Source organism: Massilia sp. GCM10023247 (assembly GCF_042653325.1).
Classification (GTDB): Bacteria; Pseudomonadota; Gammaproteobacteria; order Burkholderiales; family Burkholderiaceae_D; genus Telluria.
In genome coordinates this window covers 35,275-54,827 of sequence record NZ_JBHSIB010000011.1, presented here as the reverse complement: position 1 = coordinate 54,827, position 19,553 = coordinate 35,275, and the positions used below count along the sequence as shown (strand labels likewise).

Sequence of the window (19,553 nt, the reverse complement as noted above, 5' to 3'; positions counted from 1 at the left end):
GTGCGTGGCGCCACCCGGAATCGGCCCGCAACTGCCGGTTGCAGGCCGGGCGAACCCGCCTGTCACAAGCCTATGATCGCACAGGCGCGGGCGGTCTGGCGGCCTGGTGTGCAAGCGTGTTCAGGTGTTGCGGCGGGGATAGCCTTGCGCCAGGATGCGCTGCCACACGATTTCCTTCTGCGCCGGCGTCATCGACACCCAGTGCGCCACCTCGGCCACGGTGCGCCCGCAGCCGCGGCAGATCTCGTCGAAGGTGGTCGAGCAGACGGCAACGCAGGGAGTGTCGGGGCGCTGCGGGAGCGCCCCGACAGGGCGCTGCGGGAGCGCCCCGACAGGTCGCCCATTGTCCGGCTCGTTGGGCGCGGCTGCGCCCGACGGGTCAGCGTGCAGGTCCGACATCGAGCTTGTCCCAGCCTTCGTGGCCGAGCTGTTCCAGGGTCTCGATATTCTTCTCGAAGATCGCCTCGGCCTCCGGGAAGGCCTCGACCGCGCGCTCGATGCTGTCTTCGCGCAGCAACTGCAGGATCGGGTAAGGTGCGCGGTTGGTGTAATTCGAGATATCGTTCTTGTCGGTGTCGGCGAACTGGTATTCCGGGTGGAAGCTGGCCACCTGCAGTTCGCCGTCGAGATGCATGTCTTCGACCGCGGCATCGGCCACGTCGAGGAATTCGTTGTAGTCGAGGAAATCGCCGAGGACGAAGGGGTGGATCAGCAGCGTCGTGTCCACCTGCTCGGCCGGGGTGTCGGACAGCAGTTGCAGCTCGTCCATCAGTTGCTCGAGCAAGGCCTCGGGCGTGCGCGCCGGCGAGACGACATAGCGCACCTGCTCCTTGACATAGACCGCCTTGGCGAACGGGCACAGGTTCAGGCCGATGACGGCCTTTTCCAGCCAGCGGCGGGTGGCGCCGACGATCGCGTCGTCGTCGGCATGGGTATTCGTGTTCATGAGTGCTTTCGATAAGAAAAACGCCGGAGGCGATATGCGGATTGTACGCACAGTTTGCGTGTGCTCATAGGTCAGCTATTCGCAAGGCGTAAGTTGACAGCTTAACCGGCGCATGCGGGAAGCATTGCAGTTATTAAATCTTTTGCAATGTTTTAAAGCTGATCTTTTGTTGCTCGAAAGAAGTTATATTTGGTGAAAGGCTTTTTATACTCCCACGGGGTATCCTGAATTGACGGCTTCACAGCCCTATGAAAAACAGGTGGCCCGGCCAGCATACCCCAGGTACCCTCGTCCAAAATCGTTGAGTGTTAGCAAAAAGAATAGACAAGAAAATTTGTAACCGTCCGGGCTTATTGCTTGACTGGCTCGACAGGGGCTCCTTACACTCCCCCCTGATCATCAGTCCCGTAGTTCCTGGACGCAACACTGGAAGGCCAAGTACGACATGACCATGACCCGCTCTACCTCGATTGCCGCCGCGCTGGCGCTCCTGCTTTCGGCTCCCCTCGCCCACGCCGTCGACACCATGTCGAGCAGCGCGCTGCAAGGCGTCGCCGCCCGAGCCGGCGCCCCGACCGGCGCCGTGTCGTTCAAGGTCGACGAGTACAAGGAAACCGACGTCTGGGGCCGTATCCGCAGCGGTTACGCCATTCCCGACATCAACAACAACCTGGTCGAACGCCACACCAAGTCGTACAGCCTGAAGCCTGATTACATGGCGCGCATCTCCGGCCGCGCCTCGCCCTACCTGTACCACGTGGTCCAGGAACTGGAAAAGCGCGGCATGCCGACCGAACTGGCCCTGCTGCCGGTGATCGAGTCCGCCTTCAACCCGCAGGCCCTGTCGACCGCCAGCGCGGCCGGCATCTGGCAGTTCATGCCGGGCACCGGCAAGGACTTCAACCTCAAGCAGAACATGTTCAAGGACGAGCGCCGCGGCGTGCTGGCCTCGACCGACGCCGCCCTGACCTACCTGCAGCGCCTGTACTCGATGTTCGGCGACTGGCAGCTGGCCCTGGCCGCCTATAACTGGGGCGAAGGCAACGTTCTGAAGGCGATCAAGAAGAACCAGCAACTCGGCAAGCCGACCGATTTCGAAAGCCTGGCCGACCTCATGCCGGCCGAAACCCGCAACTATGTACCGAAGCTGCAGGCGGTCAAGAATATCGTCAGCAACCCGAGCCAGTACAACGTCGTTCTGCCGGTGATCGACAACCAGCCGTATTTCACGGCCATCGACAAGACCAGCGACATCGACCTGGCGATTGCCGCCCAGCTGGCCGAAATGTCGCTCGACGAATTCAAGGCGCTCAACCCGCAGTTCAACCGCCCGGTGATCACCGGCGGCGAACGGACCAAGATCCTGCTGCCCAAGGAAAACGCCGAGAAATTCCACCTGAACCTGGCATCCTGGGGCCAGGCGCTGTCGACCTGGACTACGCACAAGATCACGGGCGCCAAGGAAAGCATCTCGTCGCTGGCCTCGAAGTTCGGCACCACCCCGGAAGTCATTCGCCAGGCCAACAACATCCCGGCCCAGACCCGCCTGAAGGCCGGCTCCACGATCCTGGTGCCGAAGACCTCGGCCTCGATGCACTCGGACATCGCCGAGAACATCGTCGAGAGCGCCGTGCTGGCGCTCGAAGCGGACCGCGGCGAGAAGCGCAGCGGCGCGCGCACCCAGCGTTTCAAGGCAAAGGCCGTGACGTCGTCGAAGTCGCGCGTGTCCCGCAATACCAACAGCCGCCGCAAACAACGGTGAGGGGACCTCGATAAACCTACTGCGCGTCGGAGCTTTGTCCTGCGATGCTCGCTGTACTACTCGTACAGCTGTGCGTCTCGGACAAATCTCCTTCCGCTCGCTACGGTTTCTCGAGGCCCCGATGCGCTAGTGGTTTCAAGGTCAAACCCAAAAGCTCGTTTTGTGTTCAAGATGCCGGTGGTTTGCGCGGCGTTAGGTATTTGTTTGCGCTAGCTCAAAGTGAGCGGCCTGTGCAAGCATTTACAAACTACTGTATAGTGTCGTTTGTGCGCTGCAATAAGACACTTCGTCGCAGCAGCAAGCAGTACAACAAGCAGCATCGCAACCCAGGCCTGCCACTTTCCGGCAGCCCTCCATAAAGCCCTCCCGCCCTGCGTGTCGAACCTTTGACACCGTCCCGGCGCAAAGCTTTTGTGCCGAAATTTCTTTCATTTCTGAGTCATTTCGTTCTGTTGGTTCGCGTTGCTATTTCGCGCCCGTTCATACCGACGAGCGCTGATCACTACCGAAAGAAAAGCAAACAATGAGTTTTGAAGCACTAGGCCTCCACGCCACGATCGTCAAAGCAGTCAGCGAAGCCGGTTACACGGTCCCGACCCCGGTCCAGGCACAAGCCGTCCCGGCCGCCATCGAAGGCCGCGACCTGCTGGTGTCGTCGCAGACCGGTTCGGGCAAGACCGCCGCGTTCATGCTGCCCGCCCTGCACAAGCTGGTGAGCGCCGAGCCGGCAGCAGCGCCAGGCCGCACCCCTGCGCAAGAAGCGCAGTCGGCCCGTTCGCGCGGCGAGCGCGTCCGTTTCACCGCAGCCAAGCCGAAGATGCTGGTGCTGACCCCGACGCGCGAACTGGCCCTGCAGGTCACCACCGCGACCGAAAAATACGGCAGCTACATGCGCCGCATCCGCGCCGTGTCGATCCTGGGCGGCATGCCTTACCCGAAGCAGATGCAACTGCTGTCGAAGAACCCTGAAATCCTGGTGGCAACGCCGGGCCGCCTGATCGACCACATGGAATCGGGCAAGATCGACTTCTCCCAGCTGGAAATCCTGGTGCTCGACGAAGCCGACCGCATGCTGGACATGGGCTTCATCGAAGACATCGAGAAGATCGTCGCCGCCACCCCGAGCACCCGCCAGACCATGCTGTTCTCGGCCACGCTCGACGGCGTCGTCGGCAACATGGCGCGCCGCATCACGAAAGACCCGCTGACGATCCAGATCGCCAGCGGCACCAAGCGTCACGAGAACATCGTGCAGCGCGTGCACTTCGTCGACGACCTGTCGCACAAGAACCGCCTGCTCGACCACCTGCTGCGCGACGAGTCGATGGACCAGGCCGTGGTGTTTACCGCCACCAAGCGTGACGCCGACACCATCGCCGACCGCCTGAACATCGCCGGCTTCGCAGCCGCTGCGCTGCACGGCGACATGCACCAGGGCGCGCGCAACCGCACGCTCGACAGCATGCGCCGCGGCCAGGTGCGCGTGCTGGTGGCAACCGACGTCGCCGCCCGCGGCATCGACGTGCCGACCATCACCCACGTGGTGAACTACGACCTGCCGAAGTTCCCCGAGGACTACGTGCACCGTATCGGCCGTACCGGCCGCGCCGGCCGCAATGGTGTCGCCGTTTCGCTGGTGAACCACGCCGAGGGCATGAACGTCAAGCGCATCGAGCGCTTCACCAAGCAGACCATCCCGGTCGACGTGGTGGAAGGTTTCGAGCCGAAGCGTTCGGCACCTGCTGCACGCAGCAACGCCCGTCCAGGCGGTTGGAAGCCGGGCGACGGCCGCAGCGCCGCCAAGCCGGGCCAGCGCAGCTTCAGCAAGCCTTCGGCTCCGCGCGAAGGCGGCTACAACCGTGACGCGGCACCGCGCGAAGGCTTCCGCACCGGCCCGAGCGCAGGCGCACCGCGCCGCGAAGGCAGCGGCGGCGGCTACCGCGGCGCCCACCCGCGCTCGTCGGACGGCGCACGCCGCAGCTTCGGCGACAACTGATCGTTGAAGTGCGAGTAGAGAACGGCTGCCTCGGCAGCCGTTTTTTTTCGCCTGCCGGATCGCGCCTTGCCGCCGCCGGATGCACGCGTCACGGCGGCTCATATGCGGCGCACGCCGTATAATCGCCTACCGACCTGCCCAGCCCTACCGAATGGACCTGCCCCGCATCACCATCGCCAGCCCCGCCAGCGCGCGCGACAACAACGGCAACTGGCAAACCGCCAGCCGCTGGGCGCAGTTCCTCGCCGGCCGCCATGCGGTCGAGGTGTGCGGGCAGTGGCCGGACGGGGAAACGGCGCCCGATCTCCTGATCGCCCTGCACGCGCGCCGCTCGGCCGCTTCGCTGGCTGCCTTCCGCGCCGCCTTTCCGCAGCGTCCCACGATCCTGGTCCTGACCGGCACCGACCTGTACCGCGACATCGACACCTCGCCCGAGGCGCGCGCATCGCTCGAGGGGGCGAGCGCGCTGGTAGTATTGCAGGAGGCGGGCCTGGCGCGCCTGCCGGCGCCGCTGCGGGCCAAGGCGCGTGTCATTTACCAGTCGGCACCCGCCCTGCCCCGCGCCGGCGCGCAGGCGCCGGGCGACGGCCCGTTCGAGATCTGCATGATTGGCCACCTGCGCCCCGAAAAGGATCCGCTGACCTTCATGCGCAGCGCCGCCTTCGTCACCGATGAGCGCGTGCGACTGCTGCACATCGGCGCCGCCCTCGACGAGAACCTGGCGGCGGCCGCGCGCGCGACCGAGCGCGACACGCCCCGCTACCGCTGGCTCGGCCCCTTGCCCCACGCCGACGCGCGGGCACGCCTGGCCGCCTGCCACGCGATGGCGATCGCGTCGACGATGGAGGGCGGCGCCAACGTCATCATCGAAGCCGTCACCAGCGGTGTGCCGGTGCTGGCATCCGGCATCGACGGCAACCGCGGCATGCTCGGCCCCGATTACGCCGGCTACTTTCCGGCCGGCGACGCGGCCGCACTGGCGCGCCTGATCGACCGCTGCGCCGGCGACGCCGCCTTCCACGGGCAGCTGGCGCGCCAGTGCGCGGCGCGCGCCCCGCTGTTCGCACCAGGCGCCGAGCAAGCGGCATTGACCGACTTGGTGGATAATCTTCTCCCTTGAGCAACCGATATGGACGTGGAATCGACATGAATGCCCCAGAACAGACCATCAAACTGACTTCCTTCTCGCACGGCGGCGGCTGCGGCTGCAAGATCGCGCCGGGCGTACTGGCGGAAATCCTGAAGAAGTCGAGCGGCTTCCCCGTGCCGCCCCAGCTGATGGTCGGCATCGAGACGGCCGACGACGCCGCCGTCTACAAGCTCAACGACGAACAGGCGCTGATCGCCACCACCGACTTCTTCATGCCGATCGTCGACGATCCCTTCGACTTCGGCCGGATTGCCGCCACCAACGCCATTTCCGACGTCTACGCGATGGGCGGCACCCCAATCATGGCCCTGGCCCTGGTCGGCATGCCGATCAACAAGCTGCCGCTCGAGACGATCGGCGAGATCATCCGCGGCGGCGAGTCGATCTGCGCCGAAGCCGGCATCCCGATCGCCGGCGGCCACACCATCGATTCGGTCGAACCGATCTATGGCCTGGTCGTGATGGGCCTGGTGCACCCCAGCAAGGTCAAGCGCAACGCCGATGCCAGGGCCGGGGATGTGCTCATCCTCGGCAAGCCGCTCGGCGTGGGCGTGCTCTCGGCCGCACTCAAGAAAGAAGTGCTCGGCGCCGACGGTTACGCCGCCATGATCGCCAACACCACCAAGCTCAACAAGCCAGGCAAGGCGCTGGCCGAGATGGACGGCGTGCACGCACTGACCGACGTCACCGGCTTCGGCCTGCTCGGCCACCTGCTCGAACTGGCGCGCGGCGCCGGCGTCACGGCCGAACTCGACATGGCATCGATTCCCCTGCTCCCTGGCGTGCTGCAACTGGCGCAGGACGGCTTCATCACCGGTGCCTCCGGCCGCAACTGGGCAGCCTATGGCGGCGACGTGGTCCTGGGCGAAGCGGTGACGCCGGCGCAGCAGGCGCTGCTGACCGACCCGCAAACCTCGGGCGGGCTGCTGGTCTCCTGCGACGCTGCCGTTGCCGACGACGTGCTGGCCCTGTTTGCGCGCGAAGGCTTCGGCGACGCCCAGGTCATCGGCCGCATGGCGGCCGGCGCAGCGCGCGTCGTCGTCCAGGCCTGAGGCGTCACCCGGGCCGCCGCCAGGCCTGTTTTCGCATCCACAGAGCAATAAATTGTATTTTTGAGAATTGTCGGTTGTATAATCGCAGGTTGCCGGCGCAGACCGGCCCTTAACAAATTCTCTTGAGACAATGCGTATGCAACAGGAAGCCCATGCGGCTACCGACCCTGGCCACCCGCCCTGCCTGCGGGCCCGGCTGGGCGCCTTCTTCCTCGGCAGCGACAGCCGGCAGCGCCTGACCCTTGGGCTGCTGGGCCTGGCGGTGCTCGTCACGGCCATGATCGTCATGCTGCTCGTGTATGCCGCCGCGATCGGCGTGGCCGATGCGCGCCAGGTCGCCGTGCTCTCGCTTGCCTTCTTCGCGTTCATCGGCGGTTTCTACGCGGTGATCCGCAGCGGCCACAACCGCCGCTTCAGCGACCCGACCCTGGCCATGCCCCAGGCCATCATGGCCCAGACCCTGATCGCCTGTGCCTATGCGATCACCGGTCCGGTGCATGGCGCGACCGTCATCATGCTGGCGCTGGTGATGGTGTTCGGCATGTTCAGCCTGCGCGCGGCGGCCGTGCGCATTCTCAGCGCCTACACCGTCGCGGTGATGGGCGCGGTGATGCTCTGGTGCACCCGGCACCAGCCCGAGTATTACCAGCCGCAGCGCGAACTGTTCAATTTTGGTATGACGGCCGTCGTCATGCTGGCCATTGCCCTGCTCTCGGGCCGGCTGCTGGCCATGCGCGCCCGCCTCAAGACCCAGAAGCTTGCGCTCGAGCAAGCGCTCGCCCACATCAAGGAAATGGCGGCGCGCGACGAGTTGACCGGCTTGCCGAACCGGCGCCGCATGATGACGCTGCTGCAGGAGCACGCCACGCGCCAGGCGCGCGGCGGGCCGCGCTTCTACGTGTGCATCGTCGACCTCGACCACTTCAAGAGCATCAACGACAGCCACGGCCACGCCGCCGGCGACGCCGTCCTGCGCTGGTTCGCGACCCAGGCCCAGGCCGTCCTGCGCAGCACCGACATCATCGGCCGCTGGGGTGGCGAGGAATTCCTGCTGCTGCTGCCGGAAACCCCGCCGGGCGAGCCGACGCTCGGTGTGGCACGCCTGCGCGAAGCCCTGCGCGTCGCCGCGAGCCCGGCACTGCCGAACGTGCGCATCCGGTTTTCGGCAGGTTTTGCCAGGTACGAGGAAGGCGAGCCGATCGACCAGGCCATCGAACGCGCCGACCGCGCCCTGTATGCGGCGAAGTCGGCGGGACGCAACTGCAGCGTCGTGCTGTAAGCGGCTCAGTTACGATCAGCTGAGCTCAGTTGCGCTGAGTTGCGCTGAGGCGCGCGCAGTCGAGCTCAGTCGAGCTGCGACTGGCGGCGCCCGCGCGGGTCCGCGGCGCCGCTGCGCACCACGGCGGGCTTGTGCAGCTGGTGCAGCTGGCGCGCCACCAGCACCAGCCCGAACAACATCAAGACGAACGCCACCAGGACCGGCAGCGGTAACCCCAGGAATACGCCTGCCTCCATGACACCTCCCGTTCTCACATTGTGCCCAGCGTTGTGCTGGCGCAAGAACTTACTGTGCCACCGGGTTTCATCGCGGAAATTGCGGCAACGCAAGAAATACGCTCGCCGCCTCTGCAGCGCTCGGCAAAGCGCCCCGGGGCAAGACCGTGCAACGCCGCCATCGACGCTCTGTCAGGCGCGCTTGACGGCAGGGGCGGTGGTCATCGGAGGATGCCGTTCCGGCTTGCCGCGACCGACGCGCTCGTACTCGGCAATGACCTGGGCGCCGAACAGCAGCAGCGTGGCGCCGATCTCGAGGCTGAACATGACGACGATTGCCGTCGTCATCGAGCCGTAGACGACGTTGACCTGGGACAGGGTCGAGAAATACCAGACCAGCACGTGGCGCGCCGCTTCCCACAGCAGCGCCGCCGTGATGCCGCCGACCAGCGCATGCGAGAGCGACAGGCGCCCGACCGGCATCACCAGGTAAATCGAGGTCAGCACCAGGATTTCCCCAGCCAGGCCCAGCAGATACAGCAGGGCGCCCGAGACGCCGCCCAGCGACCAGTCGCTGCCGAGCAGGTGCACGCTCTCCGTGCCCAGCACCTGCAAGGTGCCGGCCACGACCGTCACCAGCATCACGCCGATGCCCAGGGCCAGCATGTAGCAGTAAGGCAGCAAGGCCGAGACCAGGAAGTGACGGCGCCGGATCGCGACCCGGTGCACGAAGATGACGCTCATCGCATTTTCCAGCACCGTGAAGGCGAAGGAGCTGAAGAACAGCATGGTCCCGCCCAGCACCCAGGTGATGAGCTCGCGGTTGTCGAGGAAGTTCGCGACTTCGGCCACGATCGAGACCGACTGCCCCGGCATCAGCAATTCCAGGTAGCGGCGCAGCGTGTCGAGCAGTTCGTCCTGGGCGATGACATGCGACAGCGCGACCACCACCAGCATCAGGAAGGGCACGATCGACAGCAGCGCGTAATAGGCCACCGCGCCGGCCAGCAGCAGGCCCTGGTTGGCCCGGAAAGCCTTGAGCACGCTCAGGATAAACGCGAGCGGATGCTTGAGGATGTAGGCGTTGGCGCGCCGGTTCAGGATCCGTACCCGCTTGCGCCGCTTGCGCAAGCGGTGCAGGCGCAGGCGCGTCATGTCCATGCGGCTTACGCCCTTCATCGCGCCAGCCTGATTCCAGTAAATTGCCAGCGCGCGCCAGCGGGGAAGAAATTGCGGTAACTGGCCCGCGCATGGCCGGCCGGGGTCGCGCAGGAGGCGCCGCGCAGCACGTACTGGTTGACCATGAACTTGCCGTTGTATTCGCCGATCGCGCCTGGCGCCGGGGCATAGCCCGGATACGGCGCGTAGCTGCTGCTCGTCCATTGCCAGCAGGCGCCAAACATGTGGGCCAGCCCCTCGCCCAGCGCGCCGCCCGGATGCAGGTGGCCGGTCTCGATACTGGCCTGGCGCGCGGCAAACTCCCACTCGGATTCGGTCGGCAGCCGCGCCCCGGCCCAGCGCGCATAGGCATCGGCCTCGTACAGCGAGACGTGGGTGACCGGACGATGGGCGTCGAGCGCGGCCAGTCCGTGCAGCGTGAATTCCTGCCAGGCGCCGTCCTCGCCGCGCTGCCAGTAAAGGGGCGCCGCCAGTTCGCCGGCCGCCACCAGGTCCCAGCCTTCGGCCAGCCAGAGGCTGGGATCGCGGTAGCCGCCGGCCTCGATGAAGGCGCAATATTCGCCATTGGTCACCAGGCGCGAGGCGAGCGCAAACGGCGCGACATAGGTCCAGTGGCGCGGCAGTTCGTTGTCGAAGCAGAAGCCGCGTCCATCGTGGCCGATCTCGACTAGCCCGCCGTCGAAAGGCAGGAAGGCGAGCGCGGGCGGCGCCAGGTCCGGCGCCAGCGGATCGTCGGCATAGGCCGGCATCAGGGGATTCTGCGCCAGCAGGTGCTTGAGGTCGGTGAGCATCAATTCCTGGTGCTGCTGCTCGTGCTGCAGGCCCAGTTCCACCAACGCCGCCAGGCCCGGGTCGTCCGCCTCGGCCGCCAGCAGGCGCGCCATGCGAACGTCGACGTCGGCGCGGTAGGCGAGGACTTCGTCCAGCGAGGGCCGCGTCAGCAGTCCGCGCCTGGCACGCGGGTGCCTGGCGCCGACGCCGTTGTAATACGAATTGAACAGCATCCGGAAGCCCGGATGGAAGGGTGCGAAACCCGGCTCGCGCGGCTCCAGGAGGAAGGTCTCGAAGAACCAGCTCGTGTGCGCCAGGTGCCATTTGACCGGGCTCGCGTCCGGCATCGACTGCGCGCTGCAGTCTTCCGGCGACAGCGGCGCGGCCAATTGCAGCGAGCGCTGGCGCACTTGCGCATAGCGGCTTGCCTGGGCATGCAGCGTAGCCTGTACGGGCGTGTCCGCAGGAGTTTGCGCCTGAGCCTGTGCCCCCATCGCGCGCCCCGTCAGCTTGATGCCTGCGCGTGGATGACCGCGAACGGGAAGCGCGCATCGAGCCAGATGCGCGTCGCTTCGAAGCCCGATTGCTCGAGCAAGGCGATGGCGTCTGCCTGGCGGTACTTGTAGCTGTTCTCGGTATGGATGCGTTCGCCGGCAGCGAAGTCGCGCCCGCCGCCCGCCCAGCGCACGTGCTGGGCGCTGCGTGCCTCGAGGTGCATTTCGACCCGTCCGCACGCATCGTTATAAAAGGCGACGTGGCGCCAGCCGCGCACATCGAAGTCGGCGCCGAGCAGGCGGTTGACGTGACGCAGGATGTTCAGGTTGAAGGCGGCGGTGACGCCCAGCGCATCGTCGTACGCCGCGTCGAGCACGGCCTTCTCCTTGACCAGGTCGATGCCGATGAGGAGCGCACCGTCCGGGCCGCAGTTCTTGCGCAGGCGCTGCAGGAAGGCTCGCGCCTCCGGCGGCGTGAAATTGCCCAGAGACGAACCCGGGTAGAAAAACAGGCGGCGCTTCGCGGGGACGCTGTCGGGCAGCGCCAGGCCGCTCGAGAAATCGAGTCCGAGCGCTTCCATGGCGATGTGCGGGAAGCGCGCGCGCAGGCGCGCCAGGGCGTCGGTGACGAAATCGGCGGAAATGTCGACCGCGACATAGCGCGCCGGGCACAACCGCGGGAACAGCGACGCGGCCTTGGCGCAGTTGCCGGCGCCGAGGTCGATCAGCGTCGTGCCGACCCCGCAGGCACGCGCGATCTCGGCGCCGTAACGCGCGAAGAGCGCCGCCTCGGTACGGGTCGGATAGTATTCATCGAGTTCGCAGATCGCCTCGAACAGTGTCGAGCCGAGTCCGTCGTAGAGGAATTTCGGGGAGATCCGGGCCTCGGGCGCGGCCAGGCCGTCGGCCAGTTCGGCCGCAGTATCGGCCGGCCCGGGCGCCGGGGCCGGGTTCGTTGGTGTGGCGCAGCGGTTCTCGATTGTGCAGGAGGTCAGCATAAGGTTTATCATTCGTGCCGCCGGGGCGCAGATGCGCCCAGGACCGGAGAAGTTGCTGTTTTTGCTATCATAACGGAATACCCGATTTCCCCGCGTTTGCCAGCCGCCGAACCGTGCTGGCGTCCCGTTCCCCTCATGAAAAAGAAGGCCAACATGTCCTCGATGTCCCGTAGGAAACTGCTGCTCGGCGCCAGCGCCGCCCTGGCGCTGTCGACCGCCGCGTTCAACGCCGCCGCCCAGAACACGCCCGGCGTGCTGCGCGTGTCCGCCATCCCCGACGAAGCACCGACCGAATTGCAGCGCAAATTCAAGCCGCTGGGCGAATACCTGGCCAAGGCCACCGGCCTGAAGGTCGAGTTCACCCCGGTGACCGACTACGCGGCCTCGGTCGAGGGACTGATCAACCACAAGATCGACATGGTCTGGTTCGGCGGCTTCACCTTCGTGCAGGCCAACGTGCGCAGCAAGGGCCAGGTCGTGCCGCTGGTGCAGCGCGCCGAGGACGCCAGCTTCCGCTCGGTGTTCATCACGACCTCCCCCGCCATCAAGAAGCTGGACGACTTGCGCGGGAAAACCCTGGCCTTCGGTTCGGAGTCCTCGACCTCGGGCCACCTGATGCCGCGCTCCTTCCTGCTGGCCGCGAACATCAATCCGGATACCGACCTCAAGCGCGTGGCATTCTCGGGCGCGCACGACGCCACCGTGGCCGCGGTCAGCGGCGGCAAGGTCGATGCCGGCGCGCTCAACATCTCGGTCTGGCAAAAGCTGGTCGAGGCAAACAAGGTCGACCCGAAGGTGCGCGTGTTCTACACGACGCCCGGCTATGTCGACTACAACTGGTCGGTCCACAGCAACATGAACCCGGCCCTGCAAAAGAAGATCCGCGATGCCTTCCTGGCGCTCGACGCGTCGACCCCGCAAGGCCGCGAGATCCTCGAACTGCAGCGCGCCACGAAGTTCATCCCGACCTCGGCCGAACTGTATCGCCCGATCGAAACCGCGGCGCGCAGTGCCGGCCTGCTGAAGTAACCCCCGAGGCCCGATGAGTTTCAAGCTCGACAAACTGACGGTGCGCCACCTGGCTGGCGAAGGCCTGCCCGTCCTGCACGAGCTCGACCTGGCGGTCGGGCAAGGCGAGCAGCTGGCCCTGATCGGCCCGTCGGGCGCCGGCAAGACCACGCTGCTGTCCACGCTCGCCTGTGCGCACCGCCCTGCCGCCGGCAGTTTCGCCGTGTTTGGCGAGGCCCCCTGGGCGCTCGGGGAGCAGGCGCGCCACCGCCTGCGCGCGCGCCTGTTCCTGGCGCCGCAGACGCCGCCGCTGCCGCCGCGCCAGCGCGTGGTCACGGCCGTGCTGGCCGCGCGCCTGCCGCACTGGAGCTTCTGGCGGGCGCTGGCCTCGCTGTTCCGCCCGGCCGACCCGGACGCGGCCCACGCCGCCCTGGCGCGCTTCGGCCTGGGCGACAAGCTGTACGCGCGGGTCGACCGGCTCTCGGGCGGCGAGCGCCAGCGCTGCTCGCTGGCGCGCCTGCTGCTATCCTCCGCCGATGCCTTCCTGGTCGACGAGCCGATCTCCGCGCTCGACCCGACGCTGGCGCGCCTGACGCTGGCGACGCTGCAGGCCGAAGCGGCGGCGCGCAAGGCCACCCTGGTGTGCAGCCTGCACCAGGTGGAGATGGCGCGCGCCCATTTCGACCGCCTGGTCGGGCTGAAGGGCGGGCGCATCGTGTTCGACCTGCCGCGCGAGCGCGTCACCGACGCCATGATCGCGGCCCTCTACGAGAACGACAGCGCCGCGCCGCAGCCGCCGCGGCCGCACGAGCCGCCCGAACGCATCGCCGTGGGCGCCTGCTTCTGACGATGGCGCGCCAGATACTGCATCCGGACCCGGCATGGCGCTGGCGCCTGCTGGCATGCGCCGGCGGCATCGCCCTGTTGTGGCCGATGCTCGTCTTCAGCGAGTTCAAGCCCTGGCTGTTGTTCGACCTGCAAAGCCTGGCGGCCGCCGGCAGCTTCCTGTCGGACTTCCTGCGCCCGGCGCACTCGCTCGAATTCCTGCTGATGGTCTTGCGCGACACCTGGGTCACGGTAGCGATCGCCACCGCCGGCCTGACCCTGGCCCTGCTCGGCGCGATCCCCGCCACGCTGCTGGTGAGCGAGCGGCTGTCGATCTCGCGCCTGGGGACCGGACGCATGCGTCCACTGGCCGCCGGCCTGCGCCAGCTGGTGCGCTGGGTGCTGGTGCTGCTGCGCAGCGTGCCGGAGCTGGTCTGGGCGCTGCTGTTCGTGCGCGTGGTCGGGCTCGGCCCCACGGCCGGGGTGCTGGCGATCGCGCTCACCTATTCCGGCATGCTGGCCAAGGTGTATGCCGAAATCCTCGAGTCGGGCGACGCCCACGCGACCGACGCCCTGCTCGCGGGCGGCAGCCCGCGCTTGTCCGCCCTGCTCTACGGCGCGCTGCCGGACGCCGCGGCCGAACTGGTCTCGTACACGGTCTACCGCTGGGAGTGCGCGATCCGCGGCTCGGCCATCATGGGCTTCGTCGGCGCCGGCGGCCTGGGCCAGCGGATGGACGAATCGACCCGCATGATGGCCGGCGGCGAAGTGGCCACCATGCTGATCGTGTTCGTGCTGCTGGTAGCCTGCGCCGACCTGGTCTCCAAACTGCTGCGCAGGAGGCTCGGATGACGGCCCGCGCGCCGCTGCCGCCCGCCCCGCCGCGTTCGTGGGGCACGCCCCTGCTCCTGCTGGCCCTGCTGGCACTGGTGATCGCCAGCTTCGCCAGCCTGCAACTGGAGCTGACGGCCTTTTTCACGCCCGAGGCGCTGGCGACGGCGCGCGAATTCCTGGCAGGCTTCGCGCCGCCCGACCTGGCCCCGGCCTTCCTGCGCAAGACGCTGGGCGCGGCGCTGGAAACGCTGTCGATGTCGGCCCTGGGCACCCTGCTGGCGGTGGGCGCCGGCCTGCTGCTGGCCCTGCCCGCCTCCGGCCGCTGGGGTGCGCCCGCGCGCGCCGCGGTGCGCCTGGTGCTCAACGTGCTGCGCTCGATCCCCGAACTGGTGTGGGCGGCGCTGCTGCTGGTGGCTGCCGGCCTGGGACCGTTTGCCGGCACCCTGGCGCTGGCCGCGCACACGGCGGGCGTGCTGGGACGGCTGTTCGCCGACGCCCTCGAAAATGCCGAGCCGCTGCCGGAGGCGGCGCTGCGCAGCAACGGCGCCTCCGCGGCGGCCGCCTTCCTGTACGCGACCCTGCCCCAGACCCTGCCGCAAATGCTGTCCTATACCCTGTACCGCTGGGAGAACAACATCCGCGCCGCCGCCGTGCTGGGCGTGGTCGGCGCGGGCGGCCTGGGGCAGATGCTGAAATACCATTTGTCGCTGTTCCAGATGCAGAGCGCCGCCACCGTGGTGCTGGCGATGCTGCTGCTGGTAGCCCTGGTCGATGCGGCCAGTTTCGCGCTGCGGCGCGCCCTGACCCGATAACCGGCACCCAACCCATGCTCGAACTGGCAAGCCTGACCAAGACCTACGGCGGACGCGCCGTGCTGTCGAACCTGTCGTACCGCTTCGCGCCCGGGCGCTTCGTCGCCATCATGGGCGAATCGGGCGTCGGCAAGTCGACCCTGCTGAACCTGATCGCCGGCCTCGACGTCCCCGACAGCGGCGAGGTGATCGTCGACGGCGCGCCCATGTCCGCGCTCGACGACGATGCCGCAACCGGCCTGCGCCGCACGCGCATGGGCTTCATCTTCCAGGCCTTCCACGTGCTGCCGCACCTGACGCTGCAGCAGAACGTGGCGCTGCCGCTGCTGCTCAACCGCGAGGGCACGGCGCGCGCCGAGGCGATGCTGGCGGCGGTCGGACTGGCCGGGCGCGGCGCCGACTTCCCGCGCCAGCTCTCGGGCGGCGAACTGCAGCGCGTCGCGATCGCGCGCGCCCTGGTGCACCGCCCGGCCCTGCTGCTGGCCGACGAGCCGACCGGCAACCTCGACCCGGAAACGGCAGGCGGCATCCTGCGCCTGCTGCGCGCCGAAATTCGCGCCACCGGCGCCGGCGCGATCATGGTCACCCACTCGCACGCTGCGGCGGAGATGGCCGACGAGGTGCTGCTGCTGACGCGCGACGGCCTCAAACCCGCAGCTTAAAAACGTGAATTAGCGCAACTTCCGCGAGGAAACAAACATGTTACGTTCAGTTACAGTGAATAGTGCGTCGTTTACAACGATGTCGTAGTAATATCACAACGACCCGCACGCATAAGCTAACAAAAATCCGGGCGTCTCCAGAACGGTCCTGTCCCCTCAACCAAAGTATTTTGGAGGAGTACATGAACGTACGCCAAAAAAAACAGGAAATGCTCGCCGCGATGCATCGTGCGCGCGCCCTCGAGCCCTCGAGCTTCGTCCCCAACAAGCTGCTCGACACGCTGATCGAAAAGCTGCACCTCAAGAATGACGCCGAACTCTGCCGGGTGCTCGAGGTCCAGCCGCCGATCATCAGCAAGATCCGTCACCGCAAGCTCAACGTCGGTGCGACGATCCTGCTGCGCATGCACGAAAAATCGAACATCCCGATCCGCGAACTGAAGGAACTGACGACCGCCTCGCTGCACTAGCCGGCGCCGGCGCGCACGGCGCACATCAGCGGCCCGGCGGGCGCCCCGTCTTGAGCTGGGGCAGGCTGTCGAGCACCTGGCGCAGGGTCGCCATGTCGAGGCGGCCGACGAGCGCGACGCCGATGCGCAGCAGTTCGCTCTTCTTGACCTCGACACCCGCCTTCAGGCATGCCTGCTTGACGGCGGCCAGCACCGCATACTCTTCCTCGGGCATGGTGAAGCTGTCGCGCACCAGCGCGGGACGCGCCGTGTCGACCGGCGGCGCATCCAGCGTGCGGGCGCGGCCGGCCACTGCGCCCCTGGCCGCCTTCACGACCGCCATGGCGGCGCTTTTCACGGCCGCGGCGGGCTGCTTCGCGCTGGCGCCGGCCGCCCTGGAGGCGGCTTTCGGCGCCTTGCCGGACTTCGCAGCGCTCTTTGCGGGCGCCCTGGCCGGCTTGGCCGCCGGCGCCGGCTTCGCGGCTGCCTTGGCAGCCGGCCTGACGGCCGCTTTTGCAGCGGGCTTAGCCACCGCTTTGCTTGCCGCCGCCGCTTTTACCGGTGCTGCTTTTACCGGCGCTGCTTTTACCGGCGCTGCTTTTGCCGGTGCTGCTTTTACTGCCGATTTTGCGGCCGGCTTTGCCGTCGCCTTGGCGGCCGCTTTCGCCGCAGCCCCGGCCTTGGACGGCGCCTTCGCAGCGCGTGGCGGCGCTTCGCTTGCGGCCTGGGTGGCGGAACTGGTCGCGCGCCGTGTGCGCGGGACTGCTGGAGATGCCGGGACTGCCTGGGAGGATGCTGCCTTTGCCCGCGCCGGCGGGGTCGCGCCCCGGGCCGCCGCAGGAACCGATTTTCTGGTCATTGGGTATTCCACTACTTAACAAGATAAACAATATAGTCGATCACGCGCATTCCGGATAGGGCGCGTACGATTGCGCGCCCCTTCCCCCGCCCTCCCCGGCCCGGCTGTGCAAGTCGCGGATGGCGCCGGCGCGCAGGCCTGCCTGGACCGGCACCAGCTCGCGGATGCCGAGCTCCTGCACCAGGGCCAGCAGCAACGCGAGCCCGCCGGCCAGCTGGATCGCACGCCCCGGATGGGGCCAGGCGCGCGCCAGCCCGCCCTCCTCTACCAGCGCGCGCCGCAGCGCCTGCAAGCCGGCCAGGTCCAGCACCGGCGTGTGCGCCAGTTCGGCCAGCGCCCGCAGCGTGCCGGAAGCGCCGTAGGCGCGCTCCCATCCGTGCTTGCCCGCCAGCATGGCGGCATCGGCCACCCGGCTGCGCGCGGAGGCCAGCGCGGCCTCGAAGGCGGCGCCCGAGATGCCGTCGCCGAAAAAGGCGAGTCCCTGGCGCAGGGCGCCGACGCCGAAGGACTGCACCAGCTCGACCTGCATGCCGCGCCCGAGCGCCACTTCGGTCGAGCCGCTGCCGATGTCGAGCACCAGGCGGCGCGCGCCGGGATCGCCGGGATCGCCGGAGGCGCCAAGCGCGCCGGCCACGCCCAGGTAGATCAGGCGCCCTTCCTCCTCGCCGCTGATGACCTCCACCGGATGGCCGAGCGCGGCCTGGGCCGCCGGCAGGAAGGCCGGCGTATCGCAGGCCAGGCGCAGCGCGGCGGTGGCGACGGCGCGCACTGCGCGCGGCTCCCAGGGCGCGAGGCGGGCCCGGAAGTCGCGCAGGCAGGCCAGCGCGCGCCGCATCGTTTCCGGCCCCAGGCAGCCGTTGGCGCCGAGCGCGGCGCCGAGGCGGATCGGCTCGTCCACGGTGGCAAGGATCTGCACGGCGCCATGCTCGACGCTGGCGACGTGCAGGCGGAAGCTGTCGGACCCGAGTTCGACGGCGGCATAGACGGGTGGTGCTTGGGTGGAATCGGCCATGGTTCGTCCGGCGGGTGGAGGAACCTGGAGTATGGTCCGGCCGTATGACAGCCGGATGACCTGAGTTTTACTCTACTTCTGGCGCCGCTGCGCGCGGCGCCAGATGCACGGCGTTGCGCCCGCCTTCCTTGGCCGCCTTCAGCGCCGCCCCGGCGCGCTGGAACAGGGTCAGCTGGCTGTCGTCGGGGCGGATCGTCGTGACGCCGAAGCTGGCCGTCATCGAGATCAGCGCGCGCTCGGTCTTGACCGGCGTGCTTTCGATCGCGGCCCGCATGCGCTCGGCGACCAGCATCGCCTCTTCGCCGCCGGTACGCGGCAGCAGCAGCGCGAACTCGCCGCCGACCAGGCGTCCCAGCAGGTCGCTATCGCGCAGCTGGCGGCGGCACAGGTCGGCCACGTGGCGCAGCACCACGTCGCCGGCCGGGTGGCCGTAACCGTCGTTCACGCGCGTGAAACCGTCCAGGTCGAGCACGACGAGCGAGGTCGGCGAACCGGGCCGGCGCGCCAGCGCCAGCCACGGCGCCAGCGCCTGGAAAAAGCCGCGCCGGTTGGCCGTCTCGGTCACCAGGTCGATCACTTCGAGGCGCGCGATGTCGCGCTGCAGGCCTTCGCGCGCCAGCAGCAGCCAGCCGAAACCGCTGATCAGCATCAACAGGTAGAAGGCGGCGGTCGAGAGCTCGCGCAGCAGGTCGTGCGAGAGCCAGCGCCAGCCGCCCGGCATGACCAGCACCAGGATGCCGCGCGCGGCCACCACCAGGGCCAGCAAGCCGATCGCAACGGCCAGCGTGCGCTGCAGCATGCTGGCCTGGCCCCAGTTGCGCGCCAGCGCCGCCGCGCCCACCAGGTAGAGGGCGCCGAGCAGCAAGGCGCTGGCCAGCGCGCGCAGGCCGATCGGGTCGATCAGGTAGCACACCAGGAAGGCGAGCACCGCGGCCACCGCCAGCGGCACCATCGCGCGCCGCCAGCGGGGGCTGCCCGACGCTTCCCACAGCGCCCCGCTTTCCAGCGCGACGCCGCCGACGAGAAGGGCCCAGCCGGCCGGGAACGCCAGCGCTTCGGGCAGCACCCGCGCGCCGCCCAGGCACAGCAGGATCCAGCTTGCCGCCTGCACCTGTTTCGACAGGCCCCAGGTGGCGGCCGCCGGGCTGCGCTGGCCGCCGTAGTCGGAAAAGAACAGCACGCTGCACAGGACCAGGTTGCCCAGCGCGAGCACCAGCACCATCGTGGTCGGATCCATCGTCGTCATGGCC

General features: G+C 68.0%; 21 protein-coding genes. 12 read left to right on the top strand and 9 right to left on the bottom strand.

Annotated features, from left to right (window positions below; genetic code table 11):
- Positions 1-120: 120 nt before the first annotated feature.
- Complete coding sequence (locus ACFPAH_RS10655) at positions 121-399, bottom strand: DUF1289 domain-containing protein (RefSeq protein WP_379744512.1); 279 nt, start codon at positions 397-399, stop codon at positions 121-123.
- Positions 380-946 carry a DUF1415 domain-containing protein gene (locus tag ACFPAH_RS10650; RefSeq protein ID WP_379744510.1) on the bottom strand — a complete coding sequence of 189 codons (567 nt, stop codon included), beginning with the start codon at positions 944-946 and terminating at the stop codon, positions 380-382. Before ACFPAH_RS10650 ends, ACFPAH_RS10655 begins: the two co-directional genes overlap by 20 nt.
- 451 nt (positions 947-1,397) lie before the next feature.
- Between ACFPAH_RS10650 and ACFPAH_RS10645 the strand changes: the two genes are divergently transcribed.
- From ACFPAH_RS10645 to ACFPAH_RS10625, 5 genes are all read left to right on the top strand, one after another.
- Positions 1,398-2,708 (top strand): transglycosylase SLT domain-containing protein, encoded by a 1,311-nt coding sequence (locus ACFPAH_RS10645; protein ID WP_379744508.1) that lies wholly within the window; start codon positions 1,398-1,400, stop codon positions 2,706-2,708.
- Positions 2,709-3,231: 523 nt separating this feature from the next.
- Positions 3,232-4,704: a DEAD/DEAH box helicase gene (locus tag ACFPAH_RS10640; RefSeq protein WP_379744506.1), complete on the top strand. Its 1,473-nt coding sequence runs from the start codon at positions 3,232-3,234 to the stop codon at positions 4,702-4,704.
- A gap of 151 nt (positions 4,705-4,855) precedes the next feature.
- A complete protein-coding gene (senB, locus tag ACFPAH_RS10635) occupies positions 4,856-5,824 on the top strand; it encodes a selenoneine biosynthesis selenosugar synthase SenB (RefSeq protein ID WP_379744504.1) in 969 nt (322 codons plus the stop codon).
- 26 nt (positions 5,825-5,850) lie between these two features.
- Positions 5,851-6,906 (top strand): selenide, water dikinase SelD, encoded by a 1,056-nt coding sequence (selD, locus tag ACFPAH_RS10630; protein ID WP_379744502.1) that lies wholly within the window; start codon positions 5,851-5,853, stop codon positions 6,904-6,906.
- Positions 6,907-7,036: 130 nt separating this feature from the next.
- The gene (locus ACFPAH_RS10625) at positions 7,037-8,185 is read left to right on the top strand and encodes a GGDEF domain-containing protein (protein ID WP_379744500.1); all 1,149 of its coding nucleotides are present in this window, start codon (positions 7,037-7,039) and stop codon (positions 8,183-8,185) included.
- Between the two features lie 65 nt (positions 8,186-8,250).
- On the opposite strand, the gene ACFPAH_RS10620 is transcribed toward ACFPAH_RS10625, so the two are convergent.
- The 4 genes from ACFPAH_RS10620 to egtD all read right to left on the bottom strand — a co-directional run bounded on the left by ACFPAH_RS10620 (position 8,251) and on the right by egtD (position 11,854).
- Positions 8,251-8,421, bottom strand: coding sequence for a hypothetical protein (locus ACFPAH_RS10620; RefSeq protein ID WP_379744498.1), 171 nt, complete (start codon positions 8,419-8,421; stop codon positions 8,251-8,253).
- A 171-nt stretch (positions 8,422-8,592) separates the two neighbouring features.
- The gene (locus ACFPAH_RS10615; RefSeq protein WP_379745982.1) at positions 8,593-9,555 is read right to left on the bottom strand and encodes a YihY/virulence factor BrkB family protein; all 963 of its coding nucleotides are present in this window, start codon (positions 9,553-9,555) and stop codon (positions 8,593-8,595) included.
- A 20-nt stretch (positions 9,556-9,575) separates the two neighbouring features.
- A complete protein-coding gene (gene egtB, locus ACFPAH_RS10610) occupies positions 9,576-10,844 on the bottom strand; it encodes an ergothioneine biosynthesis protein EgtB (RefSeq protein WP_379744496.1) in 1,269 nt (422 codons plus the stop codon).
- Between the two features lie 11 nt (positions 10,845-10,855).
- Complete coding sequence (gene egtD / locus ACFPAH_RS10605) at positions 10,856-11,854, bottom strand: L-histidine N(alpha)-methyltransferase (RefSeq protein WP_379744494.1); 999 nt, start codon at positions 11,852-11,854, stop codon at positions 10,856-10,858.
- Between the two features lie 141 nt (positions 11,855-11,995).
- Here egtD and ACFPAH_RS10600 point away from each other — a divergent pair, with 141 nt between their 5' ends.
- The 6 genes from ACFPAH_RS10600 to ACFPAH_RS10575 all read left to right on the top strand — a co-directional run bounded on the left by ACFPAH_RS10600 (position 11,996) and on the right by ACFPAH_RS10575 (position 16,453).
- Positions 11,996-12,871, top strand: coding sequence for a putative selenate ABC transporter substrate-binding protein (locus tag ACFPAH_RS10600; RefSeq protein ID WP_379744492.1), 876 nt, complete (start codon positions 11,996-11,998; stop codon positions 12,869-12,871).
- Between the two features lie 13 nt (positions 12,872-12,884).
- Entirely contained in the window at positions 12,885-13,697 is an 813-nt protein-coding gene (locus tag ACFPAH_RS10595; protein ID WP_379744490.1) for a phosphonate ABC transporter ATP-binding protein, read from the top strand.
- A gap of 2 nt (positions 13,698-13,699) precedes the next feature.
- Positions 13,700-14,527, top strand: coding sequence for a PhnE/PtxC family ABC transporter permease (locus tag ACFPAH_RS10590; protein WP_379744488.1), 828 nt, complete (start codon positions 13,700-13,702; stop codon positions 14,525-14,527).
- Positions 14,524-15,321 carry a phosphonate ABC transporter, permease protein PhnE gene (phnE, locus tag ACFPAH_RS10585; RefSeq protein ID WP_379744486.1) on the top strand — a complete coding sequence of 266 codons (798 nt, stop codon included), beginning with the start codon at positions 14,524-14,526 and terminating at the stop codon, positions 15,319-15,321. Before ACFPAH_RS10590 ends, phnE begins: the two co-directional genes overlap by 4 nt.
- 14 nt (positions 15,322-15,335) lie before the next feature.
- Entirely contained in the window at positions 15,336-15,983 is a 648-nt protein-coding gene (locus ACFPAH_RS10580) for an ABC transporter ATP-binding protein (RefSeq protein ID WP_379744484.1), read from the top strand.
- A 182-nt stretch (positions 15,984-16,165) separates the two neighbouring features.
- Positions 16,166-16,453: a hypothetical protein gene (locus ACFPAH_RS10575; RefSeq protein ID WP_379744482.1), complete on the top strand. Its 288-nt coding sequence runs from the start codon at positions 16,166-16,168 to the stop codon at positions 16,451-16,453.
- Positions 16,454-16,478: 25 nt separating this feature from the next.
- Here ACFPAH_RS10575 and ACFPAH_RS10570 read toward each other — a convergent pair whose 3' ends face one another.
- Positions 16,479-16,775: a hypothetical protein gene (locus ACFPAH_RS10570; protein ID WP_379744480.1), complete on the bottom strand. Its 297-nt coding sequence runs from the start codon at positions 16,773-16,775 to the stop codon at positions 16,479-16,481.
- Here ACFPAH_RS10570 and ACFPAH_RS10565 point away from each other — a divergent pair.
- Positions 16,774-17,310, top strand: coding sequence for a hypothetical protein (locus ACFPAH_RS10565; RefSeq protein WP_379744478.1), 537 nt, complete (start codon positions 16,774-16,776; stop codon positions 17,308-17,310). The two genes, ACFPAH_RS10570 and ACFPAH_RS10565, sit on opposite strands and share 2 nt — an antisense overlap.
- A 21-nt stretch (positions 17,311-17,331) precedes the next feature.
- Here ACFPAH_RS10565 and ACFPAH_RS10560 read toward each other — a convergent pair whose 3' ends face one another.
- Positions 17,332-18,303 (bottom strand): hypothetical protein, encoded by a 972-nt coding sequence (locus tag ACFPAH_RS10560; protein WP_379744476.1) that lies wholly within the window; start codon positions 18,301-18,303, stop codon positions 17,332-17,334.
- A 67-nt stretch (positions 18,304-18,370) separates the two neighbouring features.
- The gene (locus tag ACFPAH_RS10555) at positions 18,371-19,549 is read right to left on the bottom strand and encodes a GGDEF domain-containing protein (RefSeq protein ID WP_379744474.1); all 1,179 of its coding nucleotides are present in this window, start codon (positions 19,547-19,549) and stop codon (positions 18,371-18,373) included.
- Positions 19,550-19,553: the final 4 nt, after the last annotated feature.